Origin of the sequence: Pseudomonas sp. B21-040 (genome assembly GCF_024748695.1) — a bacterium.
Taxonomy (GTDB): domain Bacteria; phylum Pseudomonadota; class Gammaproteobacteria; order Pseudomonadales; family Pseudomonadaceae; genus Aquipseudomonas.
Genome location: NZ_CP087176.1, coordinates 5,123,700 through 5,148,181 on the forward strand (window position 1 = coordinate 5,123,700; position 24,482 = coordinate 5,148,181).

The following is a 24,482-nucleotide window of genomic DNA, read 5'->3' on the forward strand; positions in this document are numbered from 1 at the left end:
TTACACGAACATCGACAGCAACAAGATAAAGCCCAGCGCAACCACGGACAGGATGGTTTCCATCGCGGTCCAGGTCTTGAAGGTTTCCGCCACGGTCATGTTGAAGTACTGCTTCACCAGCCAGAAGCCCGCGTCGTTGACGTGAGACAGGATCAACGAACCGGCACCGGTGGCCAATACCAGCAGCTCACGGTTCACACCCGGAATCATCCCCACCACCGGCACCACAATGCCTGCGCCAGTAATGGTTGCCACGGTCGCCGAACCGGTCGCGATACGAATCACCGCCGCCACCAGCCACGCCAACAGAATCGGCGAAATCTGTGCATTCACCGCCATGTGGCCGATCACGTCACCCACACCGCTGGTCACCAGCATCTGCTTGAAGCCACCACCGGCACCGATGATCAGAATGATCGCGGCGGTCGGCGCCAGGCTCGCGTCCAGCCATTTCATCATTTGGCTGGAACCGATGCCCTGCTTGTAGCCGAAGGTGTACAGCGACAGCAGCAATGCCAGCAGCAATGCCGAAATCGGGTGACCGATCAGGTCCATGAAAGCGCGGAAGATGTTGCCATCGGGCAGCACCACGTCGGCAAACGTCTTGAGCAGCATCAGGAACACCGGCAGCAGCACGGTCACCAGCGTGATGCCGAAGCTCGGCAGTTCAGCCGAATCCGTTTCGCGCGCCAGTTGATCCACCAGCTCCTGGTTCGGATGACCGGGAATGTGCTTGGCAATGAACGTACCGAAGATCGGGCCAGCGATGATGGCGGTTGGCAACGCAACGATCAGGCCGTACAGAATGGTTTTACCAATGTCGGCACCGAACACACCGATCGCCAGCAGCGGACCCGGGTGCGGCGGCACCAGGCCGTGTACGGCGGACAGGCCGGCCAGCAACGGGATACCGATCTTGATGATCGACACGCCGGTGCGGCGGGCCACGATGAACACCAGCGGAATCAGCAGCACAAAGCCGATTTCGAAGAACAGCGGAATGCCGACCAGGAACGCGGCGAACATCATCGCCCACTGCACCTTGTCCTTGCCGAAGGCGCGGATCAACGTCTGCGCAATCTGATCCGCACCGCCTGATTCGGCCATCATTTTGCCGAGCATGGTGCCCAGCGCGAGGATGATGCCGACGAAACCCAGCACGCCACCGAAGCCGTCCTGGAACGCCTTGATGATGGTGCCTATCGGCATGCCGGAGGTCAGCCCGAGGAAGGCTGCGGCGATGATCAGTGCGAGGAATGGGTGCAACTTGAACTTGGTGATCAAGACGATAAGCCCGATCACCGTGACCACTGCATCGAGCAGCAGGAACGTCTCGTGGGACATGCCAAACATTAGGGGTGTCTCCTGGTTGTTGTTGTTATTAAAGCGGGTAATTCGCACGCCATCAGGACAGCGCTATCTTTTCCGGGAACGCTCATACAGCGTGTTTCAGGCCATGGGCCTGCCACCAGACATGCGCCTGTGCGGCCAATTGCTCGACGCTGTAGACCGATGCATCCAGCGCCAGGGTCAACGGCTCGCCCACGGGCGATTCGAGGGTGGCGAACTGGCTTTCGATCAATGTCGACGGCATGAAGTGGCCCGGGCGGTGGGACACGCGGTCAGCGGCGACTTCAGGGGTCAGTTCAAGGAACACGAAACCCAGGCCCGGCAAGGCACTGCGCAAGCGCTCGCGATAAATGTGCTTGAGGGCCGAGCACGTCAGCACCGGGCGTTCGCCCTTGGCATCGATGCGGCGCAGTTCATCGCACAGGCTGTCGAGCCAGCCGGCACGGTCTTCGTCGTTCAGGGGGATACCCGCGCTCATCTTTTCGATATTGGCGGCAGGGTGGAAAGTATCGCCTTCAATGGCAGTGGCGCCGCTGAGTTGGCACAAGGCCTCGCTGACGCACGTCTTGCCGCAACCGGCAACGCCCATGATGACCAGGGCGGTGATGGGATGATTCATGTAACACCTCAGCGCGCAGACAGCGCTACCTTTGCCAGTTATGACACTAGACCAAAAGCAGTAGTTGCCGACGCCTTCTTGTCATTTTTGTGGGTTGCAGCATGTTCGTTCCCAACGCCAAGAAGCGAGGTTCAGGCAAAACTCGCTTACGCATTTGCAGCTGCTTCGGGACAGCGCTACCTTAGTGCCTTGAATTTTGTTTGGCAAGCCGTCGATGACCCCAACTAAAAACGATAAAAATACGCGCACCACTGGCCGCCCTACCCTCAATGAAGTTGCCCGACTGGCCGGCGTCAGCCCGATCACCGCCTCCCGCGCCCTGCGTGGCGTCAGCACGGTGGCCACCGAACTGGTGGAAAAAGTCCAGAAAGCCGCGCTGGAACTCAACTACGTGGTCAACCCCGCCGCCCGCGCCCTGGCCTCGGCCCAGAGCCATTCGGTGGTGGTGTTGGTGCCTTCATTATCCAACTTGCTGTTCATCGACACCCTGGAAGCCATTCATCAGGTTTTGCGCCCCAAAGGCTTCGAAGTGTTGATCGGCAACTTCCATTACTCGCGCGATGAAGAAGAAAACCTGCTGCGCAACTACATGGCGTATCAGCCTCGCGGTCTGTTGCTGACCGGTTTCGACCGCACCGAAAGTTCGCGGCGGATGATCGAGGCGAGCAACATCCCGTGCGTGTACATGATGGAACTGGACAGCGCGGCCGGCGTGAACTGCGTCGGCTTCTCACAACTGGCGGCCGGCGAAACCGCTGCCGGGCACTTGCTGTCCCGTGGCCGCAAGCGCTTGGCCTACATCGGCGCACAACTGGACCAGCGCACCTTGTTGCGCGGCGAGGGTTTTCGCAAAGCCCTGCAAAAGGCCGGTTTGTACGACCCTGATCTGGAAGTGCTGACCCCGCGCGCCTCCTCCGTCGGATTAGGCGGCGAACTGTTCCTGCAACTGCTGGCCAGTCACCCCGATGTCGATGCGATCTTTTTCGGCAACGACGACCTGGCCCAGGGCGCACTGCTCGAAGCCCTGCGCCATGGCATCAAGGTGCCGGAACAAATAGCCATCCTCGGCTTCAACGACCTGCCCGCCTCCGCCCACATGGTCCCGCGCCTGAGCAGCATCAACACACCGCGAGAGGCCATCGGCCGGCGCTCGGCGGAATTGATGCTGACCCTGATGGCCGGGAATAGCGTGGCCAAACCGGTGCAAGACATGGGGTTTGAGTTGAAGGTGCGCGAAAGCACGTGATTACGTTTTCAACTAACCTTAAAGTCCCGAAGCGTATTCGCTAACGGAGTAGCTCAATGGACCCTGTACTGAAGATTCTCGGCAAAGCCTCGTCAATCAATGTCAGAAAAGTCCTCTGGACCTGCGAGGAACTGGGCATCGCCTACGAACGCGAGGACTGGGGCAGCGGTTTTGCCTCAACCCATAGCCCGGAATTCCTCAGGTTCAACCCCAATGCCCAGGTGCCGGTCATCATCGACGGCACCGTCGTGCTGTGGGAATCCAACACCATCTGCCGCTATCTGACCGGCAAACACCACAACACTCACCTGCTGCCACACGAACCGCTGGCGCGCGCGCGCGTGGAGCAATGGATGGATTGGCAAGCAACCGACCTCAATTCGTCCTGGAGCTACGCGTTTAGCGCATTGGTGCGCAAAGACCCGGAATATCAGGACCCGCATCGCATCGCCGTCGGCCTGCGTGGCTGGAACCAGAAGATGGACATTCTTGCCCATCAGCTCTCGGCAACCGGGGCGTTTGTCACCGGGTCCGAGTTCACGCTGGCGGACATTGTCGTCGGGCTGTCCGTCAATCGCTGGTTGATGACGCCGATGGAACGGCCGGACTTCCCCGTCATCGACGAGTATTTTCAGCGCCTGGCCCAACGCCAGGGCTTCTTGAAACACGGATGTAACGGCCTGCCTTGACGGCGCGGCGGTAGATCTCTGCCGCCTGACGGCAACCCCTGACCGCCGGACCTGCGCCCTCCCCTTGCAAAGCCTTTGCAAACCCGAGGCTTTGCGCTGCGGCACAGTATTTGCTCCTGCCCATCGGTCAGCCATTACCCACAGGTCTACCCATCATGTTGGTCAGTGCAAAACAAGTCCAAATGCTTCCCCTGCCCAAGCGTCCCGGCGAAGATCCGGCCGCCGAAGCCGCCGCCGGTCTGCAAAGCGGCTTGCAGGGTGCAATGATGCAGGCTCTGCAAACCAACGTGCAGGCGCAGGTGCAATCGTCCGCGACCCAACAGGCCACGCAACAAGTCAGTGAGGCGAGCAAAATCAGCGACAACGTTGATGAAGCGTTCGCCAAGACCCGCGTGGCGCTGCAAGCCGCCGATCCGTCCAAAGTTCCGGCCGATGTCAAAGCCCAGTCCTCCGACAGCGCGGCCATGACCGACTTCAAGGACTACATGAGCAAAACGCCGGAACAGCGTCTGCGCGACAGTATCCTGAAGGAGATGGGCATTACCGAGGAAGACTTGAAAGCCATGCCGCCGGAGAAACAACAGGCAGTCGCCCAGGAAATCGCCGATCGCCTGCAGGACAAGATGAAACTGGCGCAGGTCGAGAAAGAAGCCGGCAGTAGCGAAAAAAGTGGCACTCAAGTAGTCGACAAGTTCCTGGCATCGCTTTAACCACACATACCACACCCGTTTTGTAGCCGCTGGCGCAGCCTGCGTTCGGTTGCGCAGCAGCCGTAAATCCGGTTTACGCGGTCCGACAGAAGAACTGGGCATTCGGATTTTACGGCTGTTGCGCAACCGAACGCAGGCTGCGCCAGCTGCTACAGCGAATGTGTCGCTGCGAGAATCAGTTCAGTTTCAACGTCGAGTTGAACTGGCTGATCGCATCGACGACGTGCCCGATAAACTACAAGCTTGCACTCACCTTGGTCGCCACCTCCCCCGGCACCCAAGCCTTCCACACCTGCGGCTGCTCACGTAAAAACGCCTGCGCCACCTCACGCGGTGGCAGGCGTTTTTCGCTCATTTGCCCCAGCGTCCGGTTCAGCAAATCGATCGGCAAATCGACCTTTTCAAAGAACGCCACCAGGTCCGGGTACTGCGCCTTGAACGGCGCAGACACACCGATGGCCAGGCTGGCAGGCATCGAGCGCGTGCCCTTGGGATTGGGATTGCTGGCATCAGCCAAGGTCTTCCAGGCGTCGGCGTCGAACGGCGGCTCGTCCAGTTTCACCAGTTTGAAGCGCCCCAACAGCGGTGTTGGCGACCAGTAGTAGAACAACACCGGTTTGCCACGGCGGATCGATGAAGCGACCTCGGCATCCAGCGCCGCACCCGAGCCGGTGCGGAAGTTGACGTAGCTGGCGGTCAGGTCATACGCCTTGAGCTTCTGGCTGTTGACGATCTCCGACGTCCAGCCAGTAGGGCTATTGAGGAAACGACCGCGGCTCGGGTCTTCCGGGTCGCGAAACACATCCTTGTACTTCGCCAGGTCTGCGACGGATTTCAGCTCCGGAGCCAACGGTTTGATGCCCCGTTCCGGGTCGCCCTTGATCACGTATTCCGGCACCCACCAACCTTCGGTGGCACCTTTGACGGTATCACCCAAACCAAACACCTTGCCCTCGACAGAGGCCTTGACCCACGCCGGACTGCGCCCGGCCCACTCTTCGCCGATCACCTGAATGTCGTTTTTGGCCAGCGCCGCCTCAAGACTGACGGTGCTGCCCGGCAACGTGTCGGTCGGGTAGCCGTAACCTTTCTCGACAATCAGGCGCAGGATTTCGGTGATGAGGCTGCCGCTCTCCCACGTGATGTCGCCGAAGTGAATCGGCGCGGTTTTCTCCGTCGCCGAGACCGCGCCGACGCTAAGGCTCAGCGCCAACAGCGAACTGCCGAGCAGGGTTTTGATCGATCTCATGCGGACCTCTTGTCTAACAGGAATTGGTTGGCGCTGTGGCGATCGCACAGCGCTTGGGAGCGGGTCATGTAAACGCTGACCGAACGCTGGGAAATGCCCAGCTCGACGGCGATTTGCGGGTAGGTCAAACCGTCGACGCGAGCCAGCAGGAAGGTCGAACGGACCTTGCCCGGCAAACGCTGCAGGCTGTGATCGAGGCGGTTCAAGGCTTGTGAGACCTGCGCGAGTTCTTCGGGCGAAGCGGCGCAATCCGCATCGATCTGCTGCAGATGCAGGCGCTCCAGATCCGCACGCCGCCAGCGCTGATAGAGCAGGCGTTGGGCGATGGTGGTAAGCAAGGCGCGGGGTTGGCGAATCGCGCTCAGACCGGGCGCTTCAAGCAGTTGTACGAAGGTGTCGGCGGCAATATCTTCGGCGCCCGCCACGTCCTGCAGATGACGGCGCAGGTAAGTGCAGAGCCAGCGGTAGTGGGCGCGGAACAAGCCGTCCACAGAGTGACGATGGGATAGATCGGGGCCGGACATAGGGGCTCCTGGGTTAGGGGTCGCTGAATGTCCGGTGATCCGGTGGTGCGATCCTAACAAGGAGCCTTATTCTTTAATAATATTTAAAAAGCATTTTTATATGCTTTTTAAGAATTTCAACGCAAGCGACCATAACCCGACATTTCAGCCTCTTGCTGGTAGTCGAGTACCACCTGATAGTCGCGTTCCTCTGCGGGCAGTACTTCCTCAAGTCCCAGGATTTCGACGACGTCAGGCAATTCTTTCAAGGTTTGATTCATGACGAGCCGAAGCTGTTCAACCTGTTGATCACTCGCCGCCGCCGTCGTGATAAAGGGCAACGTCGGACTCAATGCACTGCGCGCGATGACGTGCAGCCCCGCGACCTCTTCTTCGGCGTACCGCGCCAGACAGGCGTAAGTGACGCTATCAATGGCCGCCAGGTCGGCCAGGTCTTCACGCAGCCAGCGCAGGCTTTCGCGGTGGCTGCCGCTGATGGCCACGCTGGCAAAGAACTGGCCGTCGCGATGCAGCGGTGCCAGTCGATGCCGCAGCAGGTTCATGCCGCTGTTGGAATCTTCGCCATTGATCACGCCACGACTGTCGCGAAAGTCAGGCAAGGTCCGCCGAGCGTCATCGGCACGACTCAACAGCACGCTGCAATGGTTGCCGCCGCTGCTGTCCGGCAGTTCATAGCGAGGCCGTCCGATCACCCGGACCCGCCCGCGCAGCGCCGTCATCAGCGGATAGCCGCAGGTTTGGGTCAGCAGCAGATGCGGAGAGAGCCAGAGGTCTGTCAGTGACAGGTCTTTGGCATCAAGACGATCGCTGCCGAGCCGTTCAAGGATTCGCGTCAACCAGCGTTCATTGGCCTGGCGGATCGGCTCTGGCGCGACGTACATCAGTAATTCGGCAATGTGTTGAGTCATCGAAATCTTCCAGACAACCAATAACCCTGTGGGAGCGGGCTCGCCCGCGATAGCGTTAGACCAGTCATCAGATGCGTTGGATGTGAAAAAGCGATCGCGGGCAAGCCCGCTCCCACAGGGTTCAATGGTGACTATGCATTAGCTAAACGGATGCTGTGGGCTGTCGATGGCCCTCACACCGTTCTCACGCCACAACTGCCCATAACCCTGCACCAGAAATCCGCCACTGCGCGCCAGCCACTGCTCGCGGCGTGCCCGGTAAGCACGCGGCAAGTCGTACCACGCCAACCCCGGCAAGTCGTGATGCACCAGATGAAAATTGAGGTTCAGAAACAACCAGCGCCACGGCCACCCGGCCTCATTGAGCACCGTACGCTGCTCGGGTTCGGCATGCGGGCGATGCTCATAATAGGAGCGAATCATCGCAATCGACAGCGCCGGCACGCTGATCAGGAACAGGTAATGCCACACCGGCAACACGCTGTAGCGGGCGATGAACACCAGCATCAGAATCGTCAGTGCGCCATGGCTCAGCCACATCAGCCACGCCTGTCGCTGACCGGCTTTCAGTCGCTGCCACTCCTCCCGGGCCAGTGCCAGCAAGGCCAGCGGCGCACCGAGAATCAAGCGCCCCAGGACGGTTTTGTTCAGCCAGTGCAGGCCCTGTTCGAACAGCGAACGGCCCTGCCACTGTTCGACGCTCAGGTAGCGACTTTCCGGATCGCGACCCGGCAGGGTCAGGTCTTCGTCGCGGTGATGCAGCAAATGGCTGTCGCGATAAAGGGTGTAGGGATACCAGACGGCGAACGGCGCATAACCGAGGACTTTGTTCAGCGAGGTCCAACGGGTCGGGTGACCGTGCAGCAATTCGTGCTGCACCGACAACCACAGCACCAGCAACGGAATCAGTAGCAGGGTGCTCCACCACACGCCCAAACGGTCACCCGCCAGGACAATACTCAACCAGCCGCCGTACACGCCGATCAACAACAGCCAGGTCGGCCATTCGGTGCGGGCCGTCAGACGTTGACGCAGGGTTTCGATTTCTTCTCGATGGGCACTGTCGAAGTAATGGGGCATGGCGTTGCTCAGATCGGGACCAGTCCCCTTCTGTGCAATAGCCTTGGGAAATCTTGCAGATTATTTGGTTATTTCGTTAGACGTGCCGCAGGAGCCCGATTGCCGGGCTCCCTTGTCGCAGGATCAATGACCGAACACATCCACCTTCTTGGCCTTCTTGTCTGCGCGCTTTTCGATGGCGGTTTTCGCCGGCTTTTTCTTCGCTGCTTTCTTCGAATCCATACCTTTGGACATGATGCGTACTCCACTCACAGGGATGTGAGATCAGGTATACACCTATCGTTGCGCGCGCGTTCTTTTATAATCGCCCGCTTTGCACACCGACAGCCCAAACCATGCCAGACACTCAGTACACCTTGCTCGACGAGCCGCTATGGCCGCTGATGAACAAGTTTTATCGCGCTCACCAATCGTCGATGAAAGCCGTGCGCGACGCTCAATTGTGGGTCGCCCGGCGCGAAGAAATCGTCGGCGCATTGTGTTTGCGGCCGGTAGCGGGCGGGCATTGGTTGACGGGGCTGTTTGTTGATCCGGCCTGTCGCGAACAAGGGGTGGCCGGTGCGTTGATTGCGGCGGCGGTCAAGGACCTTGAACTGCCGGTGTGGCTGTTTTGCCACCCCGATTTGCGTGATTTTTATGAACGTCGCGGCTTTGCTTTCGATCCACAGATGCCTTATGCCATGGTCGAACGCCTGAGCCGCTATGCCCGCAGCAAACCGATGATTGCGATGGGGCTGGAACCGCGCACAACCTGAACACACCGCCGCTCCTACAAGGATTGGGGGCGCCTACAGGATCAATCGTCGGCGTTCGGATCAAGGTCCGGGAACATGACTTCGGTAAACCCGAACTTGCTGAAGTCGGTAATACGCGACGGGTACAGACGGCCGATCAGGTGATCGCATTCATGCTGCACCACGCGGGCATGAAACCCTGAAGCGATGCGCACAATGGGTTGGCCCTTGGGGTCGACACCCTCGTAACGAATCTGTTGGTAACGCTGTACCGCGCCACGCAGGCCCGGCACCGACAGGCAGCCTTCGAACCCCTCCTCCATCAACGGGCTCAGCGGCGTGATCAACGGGTTGATCAGAATTGTCTGCGGCACCGATTCGGCGTCGGGATAGCGCTCGCTGTGCTCGAAACCGAAGATCACCAGTTGCAGGTCGACACCGATTTGCGGCGCCGCCAGGCCGACCCCACCGACGCTTTCCATGGTCTGGAACATGTCGGCGATCAGTTGCCACAGCTCGGGGCTGTCGAACATTTCGGCTGGCACCGGCGGAGCAATGCGCAGCAGGCGCTCATCGCCCATTTTCAGGATTTCACGGATCATTTGATGACTTCGTCAGTGGGTGTTTTAACCGAATGATCGCGTCCCAGCCCGGAAACGTGATGTTTCTCTTCGTGGCCAGGACCGTGCTCGCCGGCAACCTTCTCGCCCGGGTCCTTGCCCTCGCGCGACATGTGCTCGATCACCGCATTCATCTCCGCACCGAGCAACAGCACTGCGGCGGAAATATAGAAGTACAGCAACAGCACGATGATCGCGCCGATACTGCCATACATGGCGTTGTAGTTGGCGAACTCCTTGACGTACAAACCAAAGCCCAGCGACGCGATGATCCACACCACCACCGCCAGCACCGAGCCCGGGGTGATGAAGCGAAACTCCTGTTTGACATCGGGCATGACGTAGTAGATCAGCGCCACCGCGACCATCAACAGAATCACGATGACCGGCCAGCGAACGATGGTCCACAAGGTGACGATAAAGTCTTCAAGGCCAACTTGCGAGGCAATCCAGCCCATGACTTGCGGCCCGAGGACCATCAGCGCGGCGGCGGCCAGCAGCATCCCGGCAATGCCGACGGTGTAAATGACCGACAGTGGAAAACGCTTCCATATCGGCCGGCCTTCGACCACATCGTAGGCGGCGTTCATCGCACTCATCATCAGCCGCACACCGGCAGAGGCGGTATACAGCGCAATCACGATACCCACCGAGAGCAAGCCGCCCTTGGATTGCTGGAGCTGGTCAATCACCGGGTTGACCTGTTCCAGCGCCTGGGGCGGCAAGACCAGTTCCGATTGCAGGCGTAGCCAGGAGAAAAAGTCCGGCAGGTGCAGGAAACCGATCAGGGCAATCAGGAACAGGATGAAGGGAAACAGCGAAAACAACATTTGATAGGCCAGCGCCGAGGCATAGGTCGACATCTCATCGTCGATGAACTCGGTGACCGTGCGCATCATCACACGGTGCAGGGGCAGGCCTCTCATGTCCGGGAAAATCATTAGCGTCTCCATTCGCCGCAAGAGGGGTTGGAAGTCGTGGCGACTCAGGGGGCTGATTTCTACAACAAAGTAGCCTACTTGGCGACTTTGAAACAATTTCCTCGTTCAAGTTCAGGCTGACACAAAAACGGCCATCGATGGATGGCCGTTTGCAAGACGTTTCACACGTCGGATCACGCCTTGTCGATGCCTTTTTTGAGCGCATCCTTGGCTTTGCCGATCGCTTGCTGGGCCTCGCCTTTCCTTTCCTGCATCACGCCTTCGGAGCGCATTTTTTCGTTACCGGTGGCCTTGCCGACGCCTTGCTTGACGTTGCCGGCGGCTTCATTGGCCAGGCCTTTTACTTTATCGCCCGTGCTGCTCATGGTGATTCTCCTGTGAACGTTTCAATGAGAAAAAGTCGTTACACAAGGATTGACCGGGGGCATTTGCGCGGAGTTTCATTTATTTGTGCCGCCCATTTCGTCGATCTCAGCAGGTTGGGCTTTATGTTTGCCGACCAACACCCGAGAATGCGCAACGTATTCAGGCCATGGCGCTGACGATCCAACCCCGTAGGAATGTTATGAAACTTGATAAAAAGCAGGCCATTGCCCGCAGAAACCAGGAACTTGGCGGTGCCGTGCTGGGCGTCAACAACTGCCATTTCACCGAATTGAACCGCAACCGCAACATCTGGTGGTTCGATATCCCGGTCGCGCGCCTGGCCGTTGGTCAGTACGAATGGGTTCACTTGCTGATGCACACGCCGGACACCGACGAGTTGCTGCACCTGAAAGTGCCGACCGTGTTCCTGCGCGAGAAGCTTGAAGGCCTGGTGGTGCGCAATGAAGGCAAGCGCAAGGCGGCCTTGAGCCTGGAGCTGAGTGCCGACAAGGATTCGTACTTGCAGGACATGCGCCCGGCGGGCACCAACGTCAACTTCGCGCCGTTCCGCCTCTAAGAGAGCGCCAGTTCGTTAAGAGATCGTTCCCACGCTCTGCGTAGGAATGCCGCCCCGGACGCTCCGCGTCCAATGCCGGGACGCAGAGCGTCCCGGGATGCGTTACCACGCAGAGCGTGGGAACAATCAGGTTGGCAACAAAAAGCCCCGCATCTGCGGGGCTTTTTGTGTGTTACGCGCCGACCTTTTTCGCGGCGATTTTCTTCAACTCTTCATCGCGCAGTTCACGACGCAGAATCTTGCCAACGTTGGTGGTCGGCAGCGCATCGCGGAACTCGACGGCACGCGGCACCTTGTAGCCGGTGACGTTGGCACGCATGTGCTCCATCACTTGCTCTTTGGTCAGCGTCACGCCCGGTTTGGCGACGATAAAGATCTTGATCGCCTCGCCCGACTTCTCGTCCGGCACGCCAATGGCCGCACATTGCAGCACGCCCGGCAGGGTCGCGAGCACGTCTTCCAGTTCGTTCGGGTACACGTTGAAACCGGAGACCAGGATCATGTCTTTCTTGCGATCGACAATGCGCAGGTAGCCATCAGGCTGGATCAGCGCGATGTCACCGGTCTTCAACCAGCCTTCGCTGTCGAGCATTTCATCGGTGGCTTCCTGGCGCTGCCAGTAACCCTTCATGACCTGCGGGCCTTTGACACATAGCTCGCCGATTTCGCCCAGCGGCTGTTCCACGCCGGCATCGTCAATGACTTTGCAACGGGTCGACGGGACCGGGATGCCGATGGTGCCGATCTGGATGTTCTGGATCGGATTGACGGTGGCCACCGGGCTGGTTTCGGTCATGCCGTAACCTTCGCAGATGGAGCAGCCAGTGACCGCTTTCCAGCGTTCGGCGGCAGCCAGTTGCAGGGCCATGCCACCGGACAGGGTAACTTTCAGCGCCGAGAAATCCAGCTTGCGGAAGCCTTCGTTATTGCACAGGGCCACGAACAAGGTGTTGAGGCCGACGAAACCGCTGAACTTCCACTTCGACAGTTCCTTGACCATCGCCGGCAGGTCGCGCGGGTTGCTGATCAGGATGTTGTGGTTGCCGATCAGCATCATCGCCATGCAATGGAAGGTGAACGCATAAATGTGGTACAGCGGCAGCGGCGTGATCAGGATCTCGCAACCTTCATTGAGGTTGGAGCCCATCAGCGCCTTGCATTGCAGCATGTTGGCCACGAGGTTGCGGTGGGTCAGCATCGCCCCTTTCGCCACGCCGGTAGTGCCGCCGGTGTATTGCAGCACCGCGACATCGCTGCTGGCCGGGTTGGCTTCAGCCACTGGCTGGCCATGCCCCTTGCTCAGCACGTCGTTGAACTTGACGGCTTTGGGCAAGTGATACGCCGGGACCATCTTCTTCACGTACTTGATGACGCTGTTGATCAGCAGGCGCTTGAGCGGTGGCAACAGGTCGGCCACTTCCGTGACGATCACGTGCTTGACGCCGGTTTTCGGAACGACGGTTTCCGCCAGGTGTGCCATGTTGGCCAGGCAGACCAGGGCTTTGGCACCGGAGTCGTTGAATTGGTGTTCCATTTCCCGCGCGGTGTACAGCGGGTTGGTGTTGACCACGATCAGCCCGGCGCGGATGGCACCGAAGACGGCAACCGGGTACTGCAGCACGTTAGGCAATTGCACGGCGATTCGATCGCCCGGCTGCAAGTCGGTATGCTGTTGCAGGTAAGCGGCAAAGGCACCGGACAATTCGTACAGTTCACCGTAGGTGAGTGTCTTGCCCAGGTTGCTGAATGCCGGCTTGTTGGCGAAGCGTTGGCAGGATTGCTTCAACACTGCCTGAATATTCGGGTACTCGTCTGGATTGATCTCGGCAGCAATCCCAGCTGGGTACTTATCCTTCCAAAAGTCTTCGATCATGGAAGCCCACTCCTCAGCAACGCGAATTCAGCACCGCATTTGATGCGATTATTATTGGTGTTTGGTCATTGGTGAATCTGGGCTTTTACACAGGCCGAGAAGCACAAAGCGCGCCGAGAGTAGCAGCTTTGCCAAGGGTCGACTAGAGCCAAAATCGGCCCCTACGGTCACAATTGTGACTCAAGAATTGCTAGCGGTCATTTTAGAGCAAAAATCCTATAAAGCCTTGAAAGCCCCTGAAACAGGGCCTTTCCAGATCTTTAAAAGCATCGCGGGCAAGCCTTGCTCCTACAGGTTCCGTGTCGATCACATTCTATGTGGACGATAATGGAACCTGTAGGAGCATGGCTTGCCCGCGATCCGCGTGAAACGCGGCCATTCATCGATTACGCGATATCGCGCAGCTCCCGCCGCAGAATCTTCCCGACCGGCGTCATTGGCAACGACTCACGTAACACGATGTGCTTGGGCACTTTGTACGCCGTGAAGTTCTCCTTGCAGTAAGCCTTCAACTCCTCAAGGCTGACCCCGGCTTCGCGGGCCACCACAAACAACTTCACCGCCTCGCCCGACCGCTCGTCCGGCACACCGATGACCGCGCAGTTGGCGACTTTCGGATGCGCCATCACCACGTCTTCGATCTCGTTCGGGTACACGTTGAAACCCGACACGATGATCATGTCCTTCTTGCGATCGACGATGCGCACAAAACCGTCCGGGTCGATCACCGCGATGTCGCCGGACTTGAACCAGCCCTCGGCATCCAGCACTTCAGCGGTGGCGTCGGGCTTCTGCCAGTAACCCTTCATGATTTGCGGGCCTTTGATGCACAGTTCGCCGCGCTCGCCCAACGGTTGCTCGACGCCTTCATCGTTGATCACTTTCAGCGAAGTGCCCGGTACCGGCAGGCCGACCGTGCCGATTCGCGATTGATCACCATAAGGATTGGTGCAGGCCACCGGCGAGGTTTCGGTCAGGCCGTAACCTTCAGTGATACGGCAACCGGTCATCTGCTCCCAGCGCTCGGCGGTGGCCTTGACCAGCGCCGTGCCGCCGGAGTTGGTGAGCTTGAGGCTGGAGAAATCCAGGGTCTTGAAGTCCGGGTGATCCATCAGGGCGACGAACAAGGTGTTGAGCCCCAGCAACGCCGAGAAACGCCAGTTCTTGAGCTCCTTGATGAAGCCGCCAATGTCTCGCGGATTAGTGATCAGCACGTTGTGGTTGCCGGTCACCATCATGCACATGCAGTTCGCCGTGAATGCATAGATGTGGTACAGCGGCAGTGGCGCGATCATCACTTCCTGACCTTCACGCAGCAGTGGCTGACCGTCGGCACCGAACTGCCCGAGGCAGGCACGCGCCTGCTGCATGTTCGCCACCAGGTTGCCGTGGGTCAGCATGGCGCCCTTGGCCAAACCGGTGGTGCCGCCGGTGTATTGCAACACGGCGATGTCGTCGAGGCCGACTTTCAGCGGCTTGATGCCCAGGCCACGCCCCATGCGCAATGCGCTCTTGAACGAAATGGCCTGTGGCAGGGCATACGCCGGGACCATTTTCTTGACCTTGCTGACCATGGTATTGACCAGCCAGCCCTTGGCGGCCGGCATCAGGTCGCCCATTTTCGCTTCGATCAGGTACTGGATGTCGGTGTCGGGCAGCACTTCCTGGACTTTCTGCCCGAACATGTTCAGGTACACCAGTGCCCGGGCACCGGAATCCTTGAACTGATGACGCATCTCCCGCGCGGTGTACAACGGGTTGGTGTTGACCACGATCAACCCGGCACGCAAGGCACCGAATACGGCAATCGGATAATGCAGGACGTTGGGCATCTGCACCGCGATGCGATCCCCCGGCACCAGGTCGGTGTGGGCTTGCAGGTAAGCAGCGAATGCCAGGCTCTGGCGTTCCAGTTCGGCGTAGGTCAGGGTCACGCCCATGTTGCTGAATGCCGGGCGGTCAGCAAATTTCTTGCAGGAACGCTCGAACACCTCGATCACCGACTTGTAAGCCCCAAGGTCTATGTCCAGGGGCACGCCGGCCGGGCGTTTGTCATTCCAGAAATCAGGTTGCATTGTTCTTATCCTCTTTACCTGAGCCTATCCGGGGCCGCTGTTGCGCCCTTGTTCAAAAACAAAAGCGAAAAGCGGAGCTTCACGGACACTAGCAGCTATGGCGATTCAGGCAAATATGCGCACGCGCCTCATTGATCGTGTGAATCTTCCCGCCGTGGCGTGGCCTGATCAGACGGGACGCGCGGGATGCGCTATACAATGCAACCACGCCCATGCCACATGCAGCCCCATGCAAAGGAATCGACATGATCCACGACACGTTCTGGCTGACCGCGACTGACCATAGCCGCCTGTTCGTCAACCAGTGGCTGCCCGCCGCGCCATTACACGCGGTCATTCTGCTGGCTCACGGCATGGCCGAGCACAGCGGTCGCTACGCCCGGCTGGCGGAAAAATTCTGCGAGCACGGTTACGGCGTCTATGCGCCGGATCAGCGTGGACATGGCAAAACCGCCGAAAACGGCACACTCGGCCATTTCGCCGATGACGATGGCTGGTGCAAAGTCGTCGGCGACCTCGCCAGCCTCAACCAGCACATCGGTCAACAGCATCCTGGTGTGCCGATCGTGTTGCTCGGTCACAGCATGGGCAGCTACATCGCCCAGGCTTACCTGCTGCATCACAGCGCCAGCCTGCACGGCGCGGTGCTCAGCGGTTCGAATTTCCAGCCCGTGACGCTCTATCGCGCGGCGCGCCAGATCGCCCGTTTCGAAAAGCTGCGCCAGGGGCCCAAGGGGCGTAGTGCGTTGATCGAATGGCTGTCCTTTGGCTCGTTCAACAAAAAATTCAAACCGGCACGCACACAATTCGACTGGCTCAGTCGCGACCCGGTGGAAGTGGATTTGTACGCCAACGATCCGCTGTGTGGCTTTCGCTGCACTAACCAGATGTGGATCGATCTACTCGGTGGGTTGCAGCAAATCAGCAAAGCGTCCAATCTCGCTCAGATCGATCCGGGCCTGCCGTTGCTGGTGATTGGCGGTGAATGTGATCCGGTGAGCGAAGGCAAGCGTCTGAAAGATCTGGCCGATGCCTTGCGTGCGGCGGGCAGCCAGAACCTGCACCTGACTATTTACCCGCAGGCGCGCCACGAACTGTTCAACGAGAGCAACCGCGAGGAAGTGATCAGCGATGTGTTGCAGTGGATCGCCCAGGCATTGAGCCACCGTCGGCCACCCCGGTCGGAATAGTTTTTTTGTGGATTTTTTTATTCGTCACAGGAACCGAGACAGATGACCCAGGTTACCAATACCCCTTACGAAGCCCTCGAAGTCGGCCAGACCGCCAGCTATAGCAAGACCGTCGAGGAGCGCGACATTCAGTTGTTCGCCGCCATGTCCGGCGACCACAACCCGGTGCACCTGGACGCCGAGTTCGCGGCGGGCACCATGTTCAAGGAGCGCATCGCGCATGGCATGTTCAGTGGCGCGCTGATCAGCGCAGCGGTTGCCTGTGAACTGCCTGGGCCAGGCACTATTTATATCGGCCAGCAAATGAGCTTTCAGAAACCGGTGAAAATTGGCGACACCTTGACCGTGCGTCTGGAGATTCTGGAGAAACTGCCGAAGTTTCGTGTGCGCATTGCCACCCGCGTGTTCAACCAGCGTGATGAATTGGTGGTGGATGGCGAAGCGGAGATCCTGGCACCGCGCAAGCAGCAGACCGTGACGCTGCCGACTTTGCCGGCGATCAGCATCGGTTGAACAATGCCCTTGCCTTGAACCAGCAGGCACAAAAAACGCCAGACTCGCTGGCGTTTTTTTAGTGGAAGCGAACGCTTACGAGCGTGCGCGAGCCTGGTTACGCAGGGCTTTGACCTGGTCATGATTGCGTTGCACGCCGTGGTACTGACGTTCAACCAGGTCACGAATGCCCACCAGGTTGTGTTTGTTGATTTTCTCCATCGCCTCTCGGTAAGCCTTCAGCGCATGGTCTTCACCGCGCTCGGCTTCGTTCAGGACAGCCTCTTCGTCCTTGCCGGTAAACATCGACTTCACGTCGACCCAGCGACGGTGCATATCGCCGCTGACACTGGTGGAGGTTTCTGGATCGCCGCCCATCGAACGCACGGCGGATTGCAGTTCAGACGCCGCCGTGGCGCAGTCGGCAGAACGCTGAACGAACAACGTTTTGAGTTCAGGGTGTTTGATGTCTTCAGCGCAAGTCTTGAACCCTTCCTGACCGTCTTTGCTGGTTTCAATCAGGTCGTTGAGTACAGAGATGGCTTCTTTATTCATGTCGGTCATTTTTCAATTCCTTGCGGGTTGATGAAAGATGCAATGACTGTTGCACCCTGCATGCCAGCTTCGAATCGACAATTTAATTTTTATATTTCAATGACTTAATTTTACAGGCGAAATCTGTATCCGTTTTTTTTGCATGAACTGTCAATTGGCCTGCATGCAGAATGCCTGTATTTTCCGTACAGATTGAATCCTGACGGCCGACCGATGAACCCTGAAAAACTAGAACTGCTGATCACCCGCGAAATGCCCTTTGGCAAATACAAGGGCCGGATCATTGCCGACCTGCCCGACCCCTACCTGAATTGGTTTGCCCGGGAAGGATTTCCTCATGGCGAATTAGGTGGCTTGTTGGCCCTGATGCAGGAAATCGATCACAACGGCTTGTCGGAACTGCTCGAGCCCTTGCGCGCCAAACATGGCAAACCCGCCCCCCGCCATTGATCCTGACCGAGTACCCCATGCCCGATAACACCCGTCGCGCCCGTGATGAAATGTTCTGGCAGACCTTTGCCGACCGCTATGCCGTCGAACCCGGCCCGATCAACCTGGAGAACGGCTACTTCGGGCGCATGTCGCGAACGGTAGTCGAGGAATACCAGCGCAACATCGAAATGATCAACCGCAGCAACTCGGTGTACGTACGCCAGCGATTCGAACAGGTCGAAACCCAGAAGATCCGCGCGCAGTTGGCCGCACTGGTGGGCGTGCCTGCCGACACCGTGGCGCTGACCCGCAATGCCTCGGAGGGTCTGCAATCGTTGATCCGCAACTACAACCGTCTTCAGCCGGGCGACCAGGTATTGATCTGCGATCTGGAGTACGACTCGGTCAAAAACGCCCTGCGCTGGCTGGCGCGCAATCGCGGGGCCGAGGTGATCGAGATCGACCACCAGCACCCCGCCAGTTTCGACAGTTTACTGGCGACCTACCGTGACGCTTTTGAGCGCTACCCCAAACTCAAACTGATGGCCCTGACTCACGTCACCCATCGCACCGGCCTGGTGATGCCGGTGCAGGCGATTGCCGCCGCCGCGAAAGAACACGGGATCGATGTGATCCTCGACGGCGCCCACGCGTTGGGGCAAATCGACTTCAATCTGGATGAACTGGGTATCTCCTTCGCCGGCTTCAACCTGCACAAATGGATCGGAGCACCGCTGACGCTAGGGTTCATCTACATTGCTCCCGAGCGCCTGGCCGATATCGACCCGGACATGGGCGAATCGCACTACCCCGTCACCGACATTCGCGCCCGCACGCCGTACGGCACACCGAATATCCCGGCGCTGCTGACATTGCCGCTGGTGATCGAGGAACATCATGCCATGGGTGGTTCTGCCGCCAAGGGTGCCCGGCTCAACTACTTGCGTAACCTGTGGGTGCGTGCAGCGCGCGAATTGCCGGGGATTGAAGTCATGACGCCGGATGACCCTCGCCTGTATTGCGGCATCACGTCACTGCGCTTCACGCGCCATAGCGATCAACAGCCGATGGTTGAGCGACTGCTCAGCGACTACAACCTGTTTACCGTGATGCGCAGCGGTGCCGCGAGCGGACCGTGCATTCGCATCACACCGGGCCTGACCACCACTGCGTCACATATGGCGCTGCTGACCCGGGCGCTGACCGAACTGGGCTGAAATCACACGGTGTACCTGTCGAAGTCCTCCGGCTTGATGTGTGATGAAACCGCGAAGGTGTCGATGGCGATGGTGGTGGATCCGAAATAGCCATCTTCATTCGACTTTCGACTAAGCGTATGAACGCTTAACGTCGAAGCTTCGCCGCCATGGTGCTTGTAGTAAATGTCTTCATCGTTGGTCAGCGGTGAAGCCTTTCTGCCGCTGTACTCTCGGGTGTTCAGTACCGACCGCGAAGCCGCCTCGGGCAAGTAAAGCTGGCCGACCCAGGCGACATGCCGCTCTTGCAGGTAATTGTTGCCGGCCGTGATGCGCACAGCGACGTGAATGTGCAGCGAACGGCCGGCGTAAAACCCCGGGTAAATCGTGGTAAACCGCACGACTCCGTGCTTGTCGGTGAACTGACCGCCGCGCAGGTAAGTGTCGTCGTCGGTGCGCGGGATCGAGCCGATTTCACCGACATCGACTTCCTTGTCCGGATTGATCTTGCTCCAGCCCGAATAGGCACCACGCGCGTTGCAATGCCAGATATCAACCAGCGCGCCCGTGACAGGCTGCCCGGTCATGGCATCGACGATCGCCAGGCGCAGTATCAAGGGAACGCCATCAGCGCCTTCGCTGATGTTGCGCCTGATCAGTTTCGGGTTACGGAAATACGGACCGGCGATTTGTTCGGGGGACAGCAGGCAAGCCGGTTGTGAAGGTGCAGCGCAGGTGTTGTCGTCCATGACGTTCTCTCTTCCAATAGAAGAACGCAGGTTAGGGTGCGACGAATGTGCAGGTGCGGTAATTATTTATCGCCTGAGGTCGATCTGTAGCAGCTGGCGAAGCCTGCGTCCGGCTGCGAAGCAGTCGTAAATCCAGTGCATGCGGTCTGCCTGATGCACCGTGGATACAGATTTTACGACTGCTTCGCAGCCGGACGCAGGCTTCGCCAGCTGCTACAGGAGGTTTCAACGGCCCATTACTTTTCTTCAGGCAAAAAAAAACGGTGCACCGACCAAGCGCACCGTAAAGCCGTAGAACACACAACGAAGTGTCAGGTAAAGCAGATCAGTCCAGCAGCGCCAAGGCCTCGGCAGTGCATTCCTGAATGCGGGCCCAGTCGCCGTTCTTGATCCACTCCGGATCAAGCATCCAGCTACCGCCCACGCACATGACGTTTTTCAATGCCATGTAGCTCTTGATATTGGCCGGGCCAACGCCGCCGGTCGGGCAGAACTTCACTTCGCCGAACGGGCCGCCCAAGGCCTTGATGGCAGCGACGCCGCCGCTCACTTCCGCCGGGAACAGCTTGAAGCGGCGATAACCCAGGCCATAGCCTTCCATGATGCCGGAGGCGTTGCTGATACCGGGCAACAGCGGGATCGGGCTGTTGACACTGGCTTCGAGCAAATCACGGGTGATGCCTGGCGTAACGATAAATTGCGAACCGGCCGCTTCGGCGGCGGCGAGCATGTGGCGATCCAGCACGGTGCCGGCACCGGTCACCAGTTCCGGACGCCGTTGGCGCAGGATCTGGATGGCCTTGAGGCCGAACTGCGAACGCAGGGTCACTTCCAGGGCAGTCAGGCCGCCGGCGGCGAGGGCGTCAGCCAGCGGCAGGACGTCCTGTTCGCGAGCGATGGTAATCACCGGCAAAATCCGCGCCTTGGCGCAGAGGCTGTCGATCAGGGCAACTTTGTCCGCCATGGAAACGGTCGGGGATGGGGTTGTCATAGCGGCTGTTCCTTGGCTCATGGGCACCAGTAAATCTCTAACGTGGGTTGCAAAAACGCGCGAATCGGCATGGCGGCGACATCGTCACTGGCCAATGCGGCACTCAGGGTGGTCAGTTTTGACTGACCGGAAATGGACAGAACTTTATGCTTGGCCGATGCCAGCAGCGCACGGCTCATGGTCAGGCGTTGATGCGGCACGGTAGGTGCCAACATCGGGTAGCAACGACGGATGCCGTCGGCCTTCAAGGCATCGGCCAGGTTCGGGCTGTTCGGAAACAGCGACGCGGTGTGACCGTCGTCACCCATGCCCAGCACCAATACATCGATCACCGGCAGTTCGGAGAGCAAACGATCGGCCTGCTCGGCCGCCTGTTCAAGGTTGGCGCTGGCGCTGTACAGACTCAGGAACTGAGCCTTGGCCGCCGGCCCTTGCAACAGATAGCGCTTGAGCAGACCGGCATTGCTGTCGGCATGCTCAACCGGCACCCAACGTTCGTCGGCCAGGCTGACCACCACGTTCGACCAGTCCAGCGCCTGTTTGGCCAAGTGCTGGAAAAACGCCACCGGGCTGCGACCACCGGACACCACCAGCGTGGCGGTGCCCTGGGTGTCGATCGCTTCGCTCAATTGCTTGGCAACCGTCAGTGCCAGCGTTTCGGCCAACAGCACCGGGCTTTTGAACGCATGGGCGCTGACGCCCTGAGGCAGTTTCAAATTAGATATCGCCATACCACGACCTCCCATCCCGCGTGATCAGAGCAATGGAGCTCATCGGTCCCCAGGACCCGGCCGCGTACGGCTTGGGCGCATCACCGGATTTTTTCCACCCGGCGATCAACTGGTCACACCATTTCCACGCGGCTTCGATTTCATCTTTACGGACAAACAGGTTCTGATTGCCGCGCATCACTTCCAGCAACAACCGCTCGTAGGCATCGGGAATCCGCGCGCTGCGATAAGTGTCGGAAAAATTCAGCTGCAACGGACCGCTACGCAGCTGCATGCCCTTATCCAGGCCTTGCTCTTTGGTCATCACGCGCAAGGAAATACCTTCGTCCGGTTGCAGGCGGATAATCAGCTTGTTGCTGATTTGCAGGCGCTGCTCAGGGGCGAAGATGTAATGCGACGGTTCTTTGAAGTGGATGACAATCTGCGACAGCTTCTGCGGCATGCGCTTGCCGGTGCGCAGGTAAAACGGCACGCCGGCCCAGCGCCAGTTGCGGATATCGGCACGCAAGGCGACAAAGGTTTCGGTGTCGCTCTGGGTGTTGGAGTTTTCTTCCTCCAGGTAACCCGGGACCGATTTACCTTCGCTGTAACCGGCGATGTACTGGCCGCGCACTACTTGAGTGGTCAGGCCTTCCGGGCTGATCGGCGCCAGCGCCTTGAGGACTTTGACTTTCTCATCGCGGATGCTGTCGGCGGACAGGTCGGCCGGCGGGTCCATGGCGATCAGGCAAAGCAGCTGCAGCAGGTGATTCTGGATCATGTCCCGCAATTGACCGGCCTTGTCGAAGTAACCCCAACGGCCTTCGATCCCGACCTTCTCGGCCACGGTGATTTCCACGTGGGAGATGTAGTTCTGGTTCCACTGGGTTTCGAACAGACTGTTGGCGAAACGCAGCGCGATGAGGTTTTGAACCGTCTCTTTGCCCAGGTAATGGTCAATGCGGTAGGTACGGTTTTCCGGGAAGAACTGCGCCACGGCGTCGTTGACCTTGCGCGAGGATTCCAGGTCCGAGCCGATGGGCTTTTCCAGGACTACGCGGGTGTTTTGCGCCAGGCCGACCTTGGCCAGGTTCTCGCAGATCGCGCCGTAAACGGCGGCAGGCGTCGCAAAGTAGGCAATCACGCGCTGGGCACTGCCGGCCATTTCAGCCAGGGCGATGTAATCATCAGCCTGGAGAAAGTCGACGTGCAGGTAGCTCAGTCGGGCCAGGAAGCGTTCGACCACGGCCGCATCCAGCTCTTTGGCCCCGACATAACGACGCAACTCGGCGGCGATGAATGCCAGGTGTTGCTGCTCGGTGCCGGGCTCGCGGGCCAGCGCGATAATGCGCGTATCCTCGTGCAAGAGGCCTGCGCCGTCGAGTTGATAGAGGGCAGGAAACAGCTTGCGCAAGGCCAGATCGCCGAGGGCGCCGAACAAGGCAAAGGTGCACGGTTCAACCGTAATCGAAGGCATGATGTTTGTTCTTTTATCAAGTTAAGCTACAAATACCTTTTTTCAAGGCATCGCTCAAGAGAAAATGTAGTAATAACCACAACATTTTCGCAAAATATAGATTCCGAGTGGTGGTCGGTCAGAGCCATCAGTAGGATAGGCCACCGTTTGGGGCCGCATCAAAGGCCCTTTTGGCATAGCCGAACTCTAATTTGCGCTGCTGACCCAAGGAACATATATGGACCGCGTGCGGAATTTACTGGAACAGATCCAGAATCGCCTTGAAGACCTGAACAAGGCTGAACGTAAAGTCGCCGAAGTGATCCTGCTCAACCCACAGCAGGCCACCCGGTTCAGCATTGCCGCCCTCGCCCAGGCCTCGAAGGTCAGCGAGCCGACGGTCAACCGTTTCTGCCGTTCGTTCGGCGTCAGCGGCTACCCGGAACTCAAACTGCAGTTGGCTCAAAGCCTGGCCAGTGGCGCAGCGTATGTCAGCCGTGCGGTCGAGGCCGATGACAACCCTGAGGCTTACACACAGAAAATCTTTGGCAGTGCCATCGCATCGCTGGACAGCGCTTGCCAGGCGCTTGACCCGAACCTGATCAGCCGTGCCGTCGACCTGCTGATTCAAGCCCGGCAGATCCACTTCTTCGGCCTCGGTGCCTCGGCCCCGGTGGCACTGGACGCACAGCACAAATTCTTCCGGTTCAATCTGGCCGTCACCGCCCATGCCGATGTGCTGATGCAACGGATGATTGCGTCGGTGGCACACACCGGCGAATTGTTCGTGATCATCTCCTACACCGGCCGCACCCGCGAACTCGTGGAAGTGGCGCGCATCGCCCGGGAGAACGGTGCATCGGTGCTGGGTCTGACAGCCGAAGGTTCACCACTGGCCAAGGCCAGCACCCTGAGCCTGAATATCCCGCTGCCCGAAGACACTGACATCTACATGCCGATGACCTCGCGGATCATTCAACTGACCGTGCTGGACGTGCTGGCTACCGGCATGACCCTGCGTCGTGGTGTGGACTTCCAGCCGCATTTGCGCAAGATCAAAGAGAGCTTGAATGCGAGCCGGTATCCGGTGGGCGACGAGTTCAATTAATTGACGATTCGCAGCCTCGTTTCACTCGACAGCTCCTACAAG

The 24,482-nt window shown here is 58.9% G+C and carries 26 protein-coding genes; 10 read left to right on the forward strand and 16 right to left on the reverse strand.

The features are described 5' to 3' along the window. Both LOY55_RS23530 and LOY55_RS23535 read right to left on the reverse strand, forming a co-directional pair. Complete coding sequence (locus LOY55_RS23530) at positions 1-1,353, reverse strand: GntP family permease (protein ID WP_046032002.1); 1,353 nt, start codon at positions 1,351-1,353, stop codon at positions 1-3. A gap of 82 nt (positions 1,354-1,435) precedes the next feature. Continuing rightward, positions 1,436-1,969 (reverse strand): gluconokinase, encoded by a 534-nt coding sequence (locus LOY55_RS23535; protein ID WP_046032003.1) that lies wholly within the window; start codon positions 1,967-1,969, stop codon positions 1,436-1,438. 214 nt (positions 1,970-2,183) lie between these two features. Between LOY55_RS23535 and LOY55_RS23540 the strand changes: the two genes are divergently transcribed. From LOY55_RS23540 to LOY55_RS23550, 3 genes are all read left to right on the forward strand, one after another. Further along, positions 2,184-3,215, forward strand: a complete 1,032-nt coding sequence (locus LOY55_RS23540) for a LacI family DNA-binding transcriptional regulator (RefSeq protein ID WP_046032004.1) — start codon at positions 2,184-2,186, stop codon at positions 3,213-3,215. A gap of 56 nt (positions 3,216-3,271) precedes the next feature. After that, positions 3,272-3,904, forward strand: coding sequence for a glutathione S-transferase family protein (locus tag LOY55_RS23545; protein WP_046032005.1), 633 nt, complete (start codon positions 3,272-3,274; stop codon positions 3,902-3,904). A 155-nt stretch (positions 3,905-4,059) separates the two neighbouring features. Next, positions 4,060-4,614: a hypothetical protein gene (locus tag LOY55_RS23550; protein ID WP_077431396.1), complete on the forward strand. Its 555-nt coding sequence runs from the start codon at positions 4,060-4,062 to the stop codon at positions 4,612-4,614. Positions 4,615-4,849: 235 nt separating this feature from the next. Here the strand turns inward: LOY55_RS23550 and LOY55_RS23555 are convergent, their stop codons facing one another. The 4 genes from LOY55_RS23555 to LOY55_RS23570 all read right to left on the reverse strand — a co-directional run bounded on the left by LOY55_RS23555 (position 4,850) and on the right by LOY55_RS23570 (position 8,375). After that, positions 4,850-5,863: an ABC transporter substrate-binding protein gene (locus LOY55_RS23555; RefSeq protein WP_258666943.1), complete on the reverse strand. Its 1,014-nt coding sequence runs from the start codon at positions 5,861-5,863 to the stop codon at positions 4,850-4,852. Continuing rightward, positions 5,860-6,387 carry a sigma-70 family RNA polymerase sigma factor gene (locus LOY55_RS23560; protein ID WP_258666944.1) on the reverse strand — a complete coding sequence of 176 codons (528 nt, stop codon included), beginning with the start codon at positions 6,385-6,387 and terminating at the stop codon, positions 5,860-5,862. The genes LOY55_RS23555 and LOY55_RS23560 overlap by 4 nt, the downstream gene beginning before the upstream one ends. 116 nt (positions 6,388-6,503) lie before the next feature. Beyond that, positions 6,504-7,295: a phosphate/phosphite/phosphonate ABC transporter substrate-binding protein gene (locus LOY55_RS23565; protein ID WP_258666945.1), complete on the reverse strand. Its 792-nt coding sequence runs from the start codon at positions 7,293-7,295 to the stop codon at positions 6,504-6,506. A gap of 138 nt (positions 7,296-7,433) precedes the next feature. Continuing rightward, the gene (locus LOY55_RS23570; protein WP_223525665.1) at positions 7,434-8,375 is read right to left on the reverse strand and encodes a fatty acid desaturase; all 942 of its coding nucleotides are present in this window, start codon (positions 8,373-8,375) and stop codon (positions 7,434-7,436) included. Between the two features lie 335 nt (positions 8,376-8,710). Here LOY55_RS23570 and LOY55_RS23575 point away from each other — a divergent pair, with 335 nt between their 5' ends. Next, the gene (locus LOY55_RS23575; protein ID WP_258666946.1) at positions 8,711-9,130 is read left to right on the forward strand and encodes a GNAT family N-acetyltransferase; all 420 of its coding nucleotides are present in this window, start codon (positions 8,711-8,713) and stop codon (positions 9,128-9,130) included. Positions 9,131-9,171: 41 nt separating this feature from the next. Here LOY55_RS23575 and def read toward each other — a convergent pair whose 3' ends face one another. The 3 genes from def to LOY55_RS23590 form a co-directional block, all read right to left on the reverse strand. Next, positions 9,172-9,711 carry a peptide deformylase gene (gene def, locus LOY55_RS23580; protein WP_258666947.1) on the reverse strand — a complete coding sequence of 180 codons (540 nt, stop codon included), beginning with the start codon at positions 9,709-9,711 and terminating at the stop codon, positions 9,172-9,174. Then, positions 9,708-10,670 carry a YihY/virulence factor BrkB family protein gene (locus tag LOY55_RS23585; protein ID WP_046032013.1) on the reverse strand — a complete coding sequence of 321 codons (963 nt, stop codon included), beginning with the start codon at positions 10,668-10,670 and terminating at the stop codon, positions 9,708-9,710. Before LOY55_RS23585 ends, def begins: the two co-directional genes overlap by 4 nt. A gap of 173 nt (positions 10,671-10,843) precedes the next feature. Further along, the gene (locus LOY55_RS23590) at positions 10,844-11,035 is read right to left on the reverse strand and encodes a CsbD family protein (protein WP_109785095.1); all 192 of its coding nucleotides are present in this window, start codon (positions 11,033-11,035) and stop codon (positions 10,844-10,846) included. 200 nt (positions 11,036-11,235) lie between these two features. Here LOY55_RS23590 and LOY55_RS23595 point away from each other — a divergent pair, with 200 nt between their 5' ends. Then, on the forward strand, positions 11,236-11,613 hold the full coding sequence (locus tag LOY55_RS23595) for a hypothetical protein (protein ID WP_046032015.1): 378 nt from the start codon (positions 11,236-11,238) through the stop codon (positions 11,611-11,613). A gap of 172 nt (positions 11,614-11,785) precedes the next feature. Here the strand turns inward: LOY55_RS23595 and fadD1 are convergent, their stop codons facing one another. Both fadD1 and fadD2 read right to left on the reverse strand, forming a co-directional pair. Further along, a complete protein-coding gene (gene fadD1 / locus LOY55_RS23600; protein ID WP_046032016.1) occupies positions 11,786-13,486 on the reverse strand; it encodes a long-chain-fatty-acid--CoA ligase FadD1 in 1,701 nt (566 codons plus the stop codon). A 386-nt stretch (positions 13,487-13,872) separates the two neighbouring features. Continuing rightward, positions 13,873-15,561 (reverse strand): long-chain-fatty-acid--CoA ligase FadD2, encoded by a 1,689-nt coding sequence (gene fadD2, locus LOY55_RS23605; RefSeq protein WP_046032017.1) that lies wholly within the window; start codon positions 15,559-15,561, stop codon positions 13,873-13,875. A 245-nt stretch (positions 15,562-15,806) separates the two neighbouring features. On the opposite strand from fadD2, the gene LOY55_RS23610 reads away from it, so the two are divergent. Both LOY55_RS23610 and LOY55_RS23615 read left to right on the forward strand, forming a co-directional pair. Further along, positions 15,807-16,751: an alpha/beta hydrolase gene (locus tag LOY55_RS23610; protein WP_223525667.1), complete on the forward strand. Its 945-nt coding sequence runs from the start codon at positions 15,807-15,809 to the stop codon at positions 16,749-16,751. A 42-nt stretch (positions 16,752-16,793) separates the two neighbouring features. Then, positions 16,794-17,264 (forward strand): MaoC family dehydratase, encoded by a 471-nt coding sequence (locus LOY55_RS23615; protein ID WP_008151121.1) that lies wholly within the window; start codon positions 16,794-16,796, stop codon positions 17,262-17,264. Positions 17,265-17,339: 75 nt separating this feature from the next. Here the strand turns inward: LOY55_RS23615 and LOY55_RS23620 are convergent, their stop codons facing one another. Beyond that, positions 17,340-17,807, reverse strand: a complete 468-nt coding sequence (locus LOY55_RS23620) for a PA2169 family four-helix-bundle protein (RefSeq protein WP_046032019.1) — start codon at positions 17,805-17,807, stop codon at positions 17,340-17,342. A gap of 204 nt (positions 17,808-18,011) precedes the next feature. On the opposite strand from LOY55_RS23620, the gene LOY55_RS23625 reads away from it, so the two are divergent. Further along, positions 18,012-18,248: a DUF3820 family protein gene (locus tag LOY55_RS23625; protein ID WP_258666949.1), complete on the forward strand. Its 237-nt coding sequence runs from the start codon at positions 18,012-18,014 to the stop codon at positions 18,246-18,248. 17 nt (positions 18,249-18,265) lie between these two features. Continuing rightward, positions 18,266-19,447, forward strand: coding sequence for an aminotransferase class V-fold PLP-dependent enzyme (locus LOY55_RS23630; protein ID WP_258666951.1), 1,182 nt, complete (start codon positions 18,266-18,268; stop codon positions 19,445-19,447). 2 nt (positions 19,448-19,449) lie between these two features. On the opposite strand, the gene LOY55_RS23635 is transcribed toward LOY55_RS23630, so the two are convergent. The 4 genes from LOY55_RS23635 to zwf all read right to left on the reverse strand — a co-directional run bounded on the left by LOY55_RS23635 (position 19,450) and on the right by zwf (position 23,353). Continuing rightward, positions 19,450-20,175 carry an intradiol ring-cleavage dioxygenase gene (locus LOY55_RS23635; protein WP_258666953.1) on the reverse strand — a complete coding sequence of 242 codons (726 nt, stop codon included), beginning with the start codon at positions 20,173-20,175 and terminating at the stop codon, positions 19,450-19,452. Positions 20,176-20,500: 325 nt separating this feature from the next. Continuing rightward, positions 20,501-21,166 (reverse strand): bifunctional 4-hydroxy-2-oxoglutarate aldolase/2-dehydro-3-deoxy-phosphogluconate aldolase, encoded by a 666-nt coding sequence (locus LOY55_RS23640; RefSeq protein ID WP_258666954.1) that lies wholly within the window; start codon positions 21,164-21,166, stop codon positions 20,501-20,503. Between the two features lie 17 nt (positions 21,167-21,183). Then, the gene (gene pgl / locus LOY55_RS23645; RefSeq protein ID WP_046032023.1) at positions 21,184-21,897 is read right to left on the reverse strand and encodes a 6-phosphogluconolactonase; all 714 of its coding nucleotides are present in this window, start codon (positions 21,895-21,897) and stop codon (positions 21,184-21,186) included. Beyond that, positions 21,884-23,353 carry a glucose-6-phosphate dehydrogenase gene (zwf, locus tag LOY55_RS23650; protein ID WP_046032024.1) on the reverse strand — a complete coding sequence of 490 codons (1,470 nt, stop codon included), beginning with the start codon at positions 23,351-23,353 and terminating at the stop codon, positions 21,884-21,886. The genes pgl and zwf overlap by 14 nt, the downstream gene beginning before the upstream one ends. A 226-nt stretch (positions 23,354-23,579) precedes the next feature. Between zwf and LOY55_RS23655 the strand changes: the two genes are divergently transcribed. Next, a complete protein-coding gene (locus LOY55_RS23655; protein ID WP_177331417.1) occupies positions 23,580-24,440 on the forward strand; it encodes a MurR/RpiR family transcriptional regulator in 861 nt (286 codons plus the stop codon). Positions 24,441-24,482 lie beyond the last annotated feature (42 nt).

Excerpts from the sequence above, each read along its gene's own strand:
- LOY55_RS23555 (WP_258666943.1), bottom strand. The coding sequence starts at position 5,863 with ATGAGATCGATCAAAACCCTGCTCGGCAGTTCGCTGTTGGCGCTGAGC.
- LOY55_RS23620 (WP_046032019.1), bottom strand. The coding sequence starts at position 17,807 with ATGACCGACATGAATAAAGAAGCCATCTCTGTACTCAACGACCTGATT.
- LOY55_RS23565 (WP_258666945.1), bottom strand. The coding sequence starts at position 7,295 with ATGACTCAACACATTGCCGAATTACTGATGTACGTCGCGCCAGAGCCG.
- LOY55_RS23540 (WP_046032004.1), top strand. The coding sequence starts at position 2,184 with ATGACCCCAACTAAAAACGATAAAAATACGCGCACCACTGGCCGCCCT.
- LOY55_RS23570 (WP_223525665.1), bottom strand. The coding sequence starts at position 8,375 with ATGCCCCATTACTTCGACAGTGCCCATCGAGAAGAAATCGAAACCCTG.
- LOY55_RS23630 (WP_258666951.1), top strand. The coding sequence starts at position 18,266 with ATGCCCGATAACACCCGTCGCGCCCGTGATGAAATGTTCTGGCAGACC.
- LOY55_RS23550 (WP_077431396.1), top strand. The coding sequence starts at position 4,060 with ATGTTGGTCAGTGCAAAACAAGTCCAAATGCTTCCCCTGCCCAAGCGT.
- LOY55_RS23545 (WP_046032005.1), top strand. The coding sequence starts at position 3,272 with ATGGACCCTGTACTGAAGATTCTCGGCAAAGCCTCGTCAATCAATGTC.
- LOY55_RS23610 (WP_223525667.1), top strand. The coding sequence starts at position 15,807 with ATGATCCACGACACGTTCTGGCTGACCGCGACTGACCATAGCCGCCTG.
- def (WP_258666947.1), bottom strand. The coding sequence starts at position 9,711 with ATGATCCGTGAAATCCTGAAAATGGGCGATGAGCGCCTGCTGCGCATT.
- LOY55_RS23635 (WP_258666953.1), bottom strand. The coding sequence starts at position 20,175 with ATGGACGACAACACCTGCGCTGCACCTTCACAACCGGCTTGCCTGCTG.
- LOY55_RS23590 (WP_109785095.1), bottom strand. The coding sequence starts at position 11,035 with ATGAGCAGCACGGGCGATAAAGTAAAAGGCCTGGCCAATGAAGCCGCC.
- LOY55_RS23530 (WP_046032002.1), bottom strand. The coding sequence starts at position 1,353 with ATGTTTGGCATGTCCCACGAGACGTTCCTGCTGCTCGATGCAGTGGTC.
- pgl (WP_046032023.1), bottom strand. The coding sequence starts at position 21,897 with ATGGCGATATCTAATTTGAAACTGCCTCAGGGCGTCAGCGCCCATGCG.
- LOY55_RS23615 (WP_008151121.1), top strand. The coding sequence starts at position 16,794 with ATGACCCAGGTTACCAATACCCCTTACGAAGCCCTCGAAGTCGGCCAG.
- LOY55_RS23625 (WP_258666949.1), top strand. The coding sequence starts at position 18,012 with ATGAACCCTGAAAAACTAGAACTGCTGATCACCCGCGAAATGCCCTTT.
- LOY55_RS23585 (WP_046032013.1), bottom strand. The coding sequence starts at position 10,670 with ATGATTTTCCCGGACATGAGAGGCCTGCCCCTGCACCGTGTGATGATG.
- fadD2 (WP_046032017.1), bottom strand. The coding sequence starts at position 15,561 with ATGCAACCTGATTTCTGGAATGACAAACGCCCGGCCGGCGTGCCCCTG.
- LOY55_RS23575 (WP_258666946.1), top strand. The coding sequence starts at position 8,711 with ATGCCAGACACTCAGTACACCTTGCTCGACGAGCCGCTATGGCCGCTG.
- zwf (WP_046032024.1), bottom strand. The coding sequence starts at position 23,353 with ATGCCTTCGATTACGGTTGAACCGTGCACCTTTGCCTTGTTCGGCGCC.
- LOY55_RS23640 (WP_258666954.1), bottom strand. The coding sequence starts at position 21,166 with ATGACAACCCCATCCCCGACCGTTTCCATGGCGGACAAAGTTGCCCTG.
- fadD1 (WP_046032016.1), bottom strand. The coding sequence starts at position 13,486 with ATGATCGAAGACTTTTGGAAGGATAAGTACCCAGCTGGGATTGCTGCC.
- LOY55_RS23560 (WP_258666944.1), bottom strand. The coding sequence starts at position 6,387 with ATGTCCGGCCCCGATCTATCCCATCGTCACTCTGTGGACGGCTTGTTC.
- LOY55_RS23595 (WP_046032015.1), top strand. The coding sequence starts at position 11,236 with ATGAAACTTGATAAAAAGCAGGCCATTGCCCGCAGAAACCAGGAACTT.
- LOY55_RS23535 (WP_046032003.1), bottom strand. The coding sequence starts at position 1,969 with ATGAATCATCCCATCACCGCCCTGGTCATCATGGGCGTTGCCGGTTGC.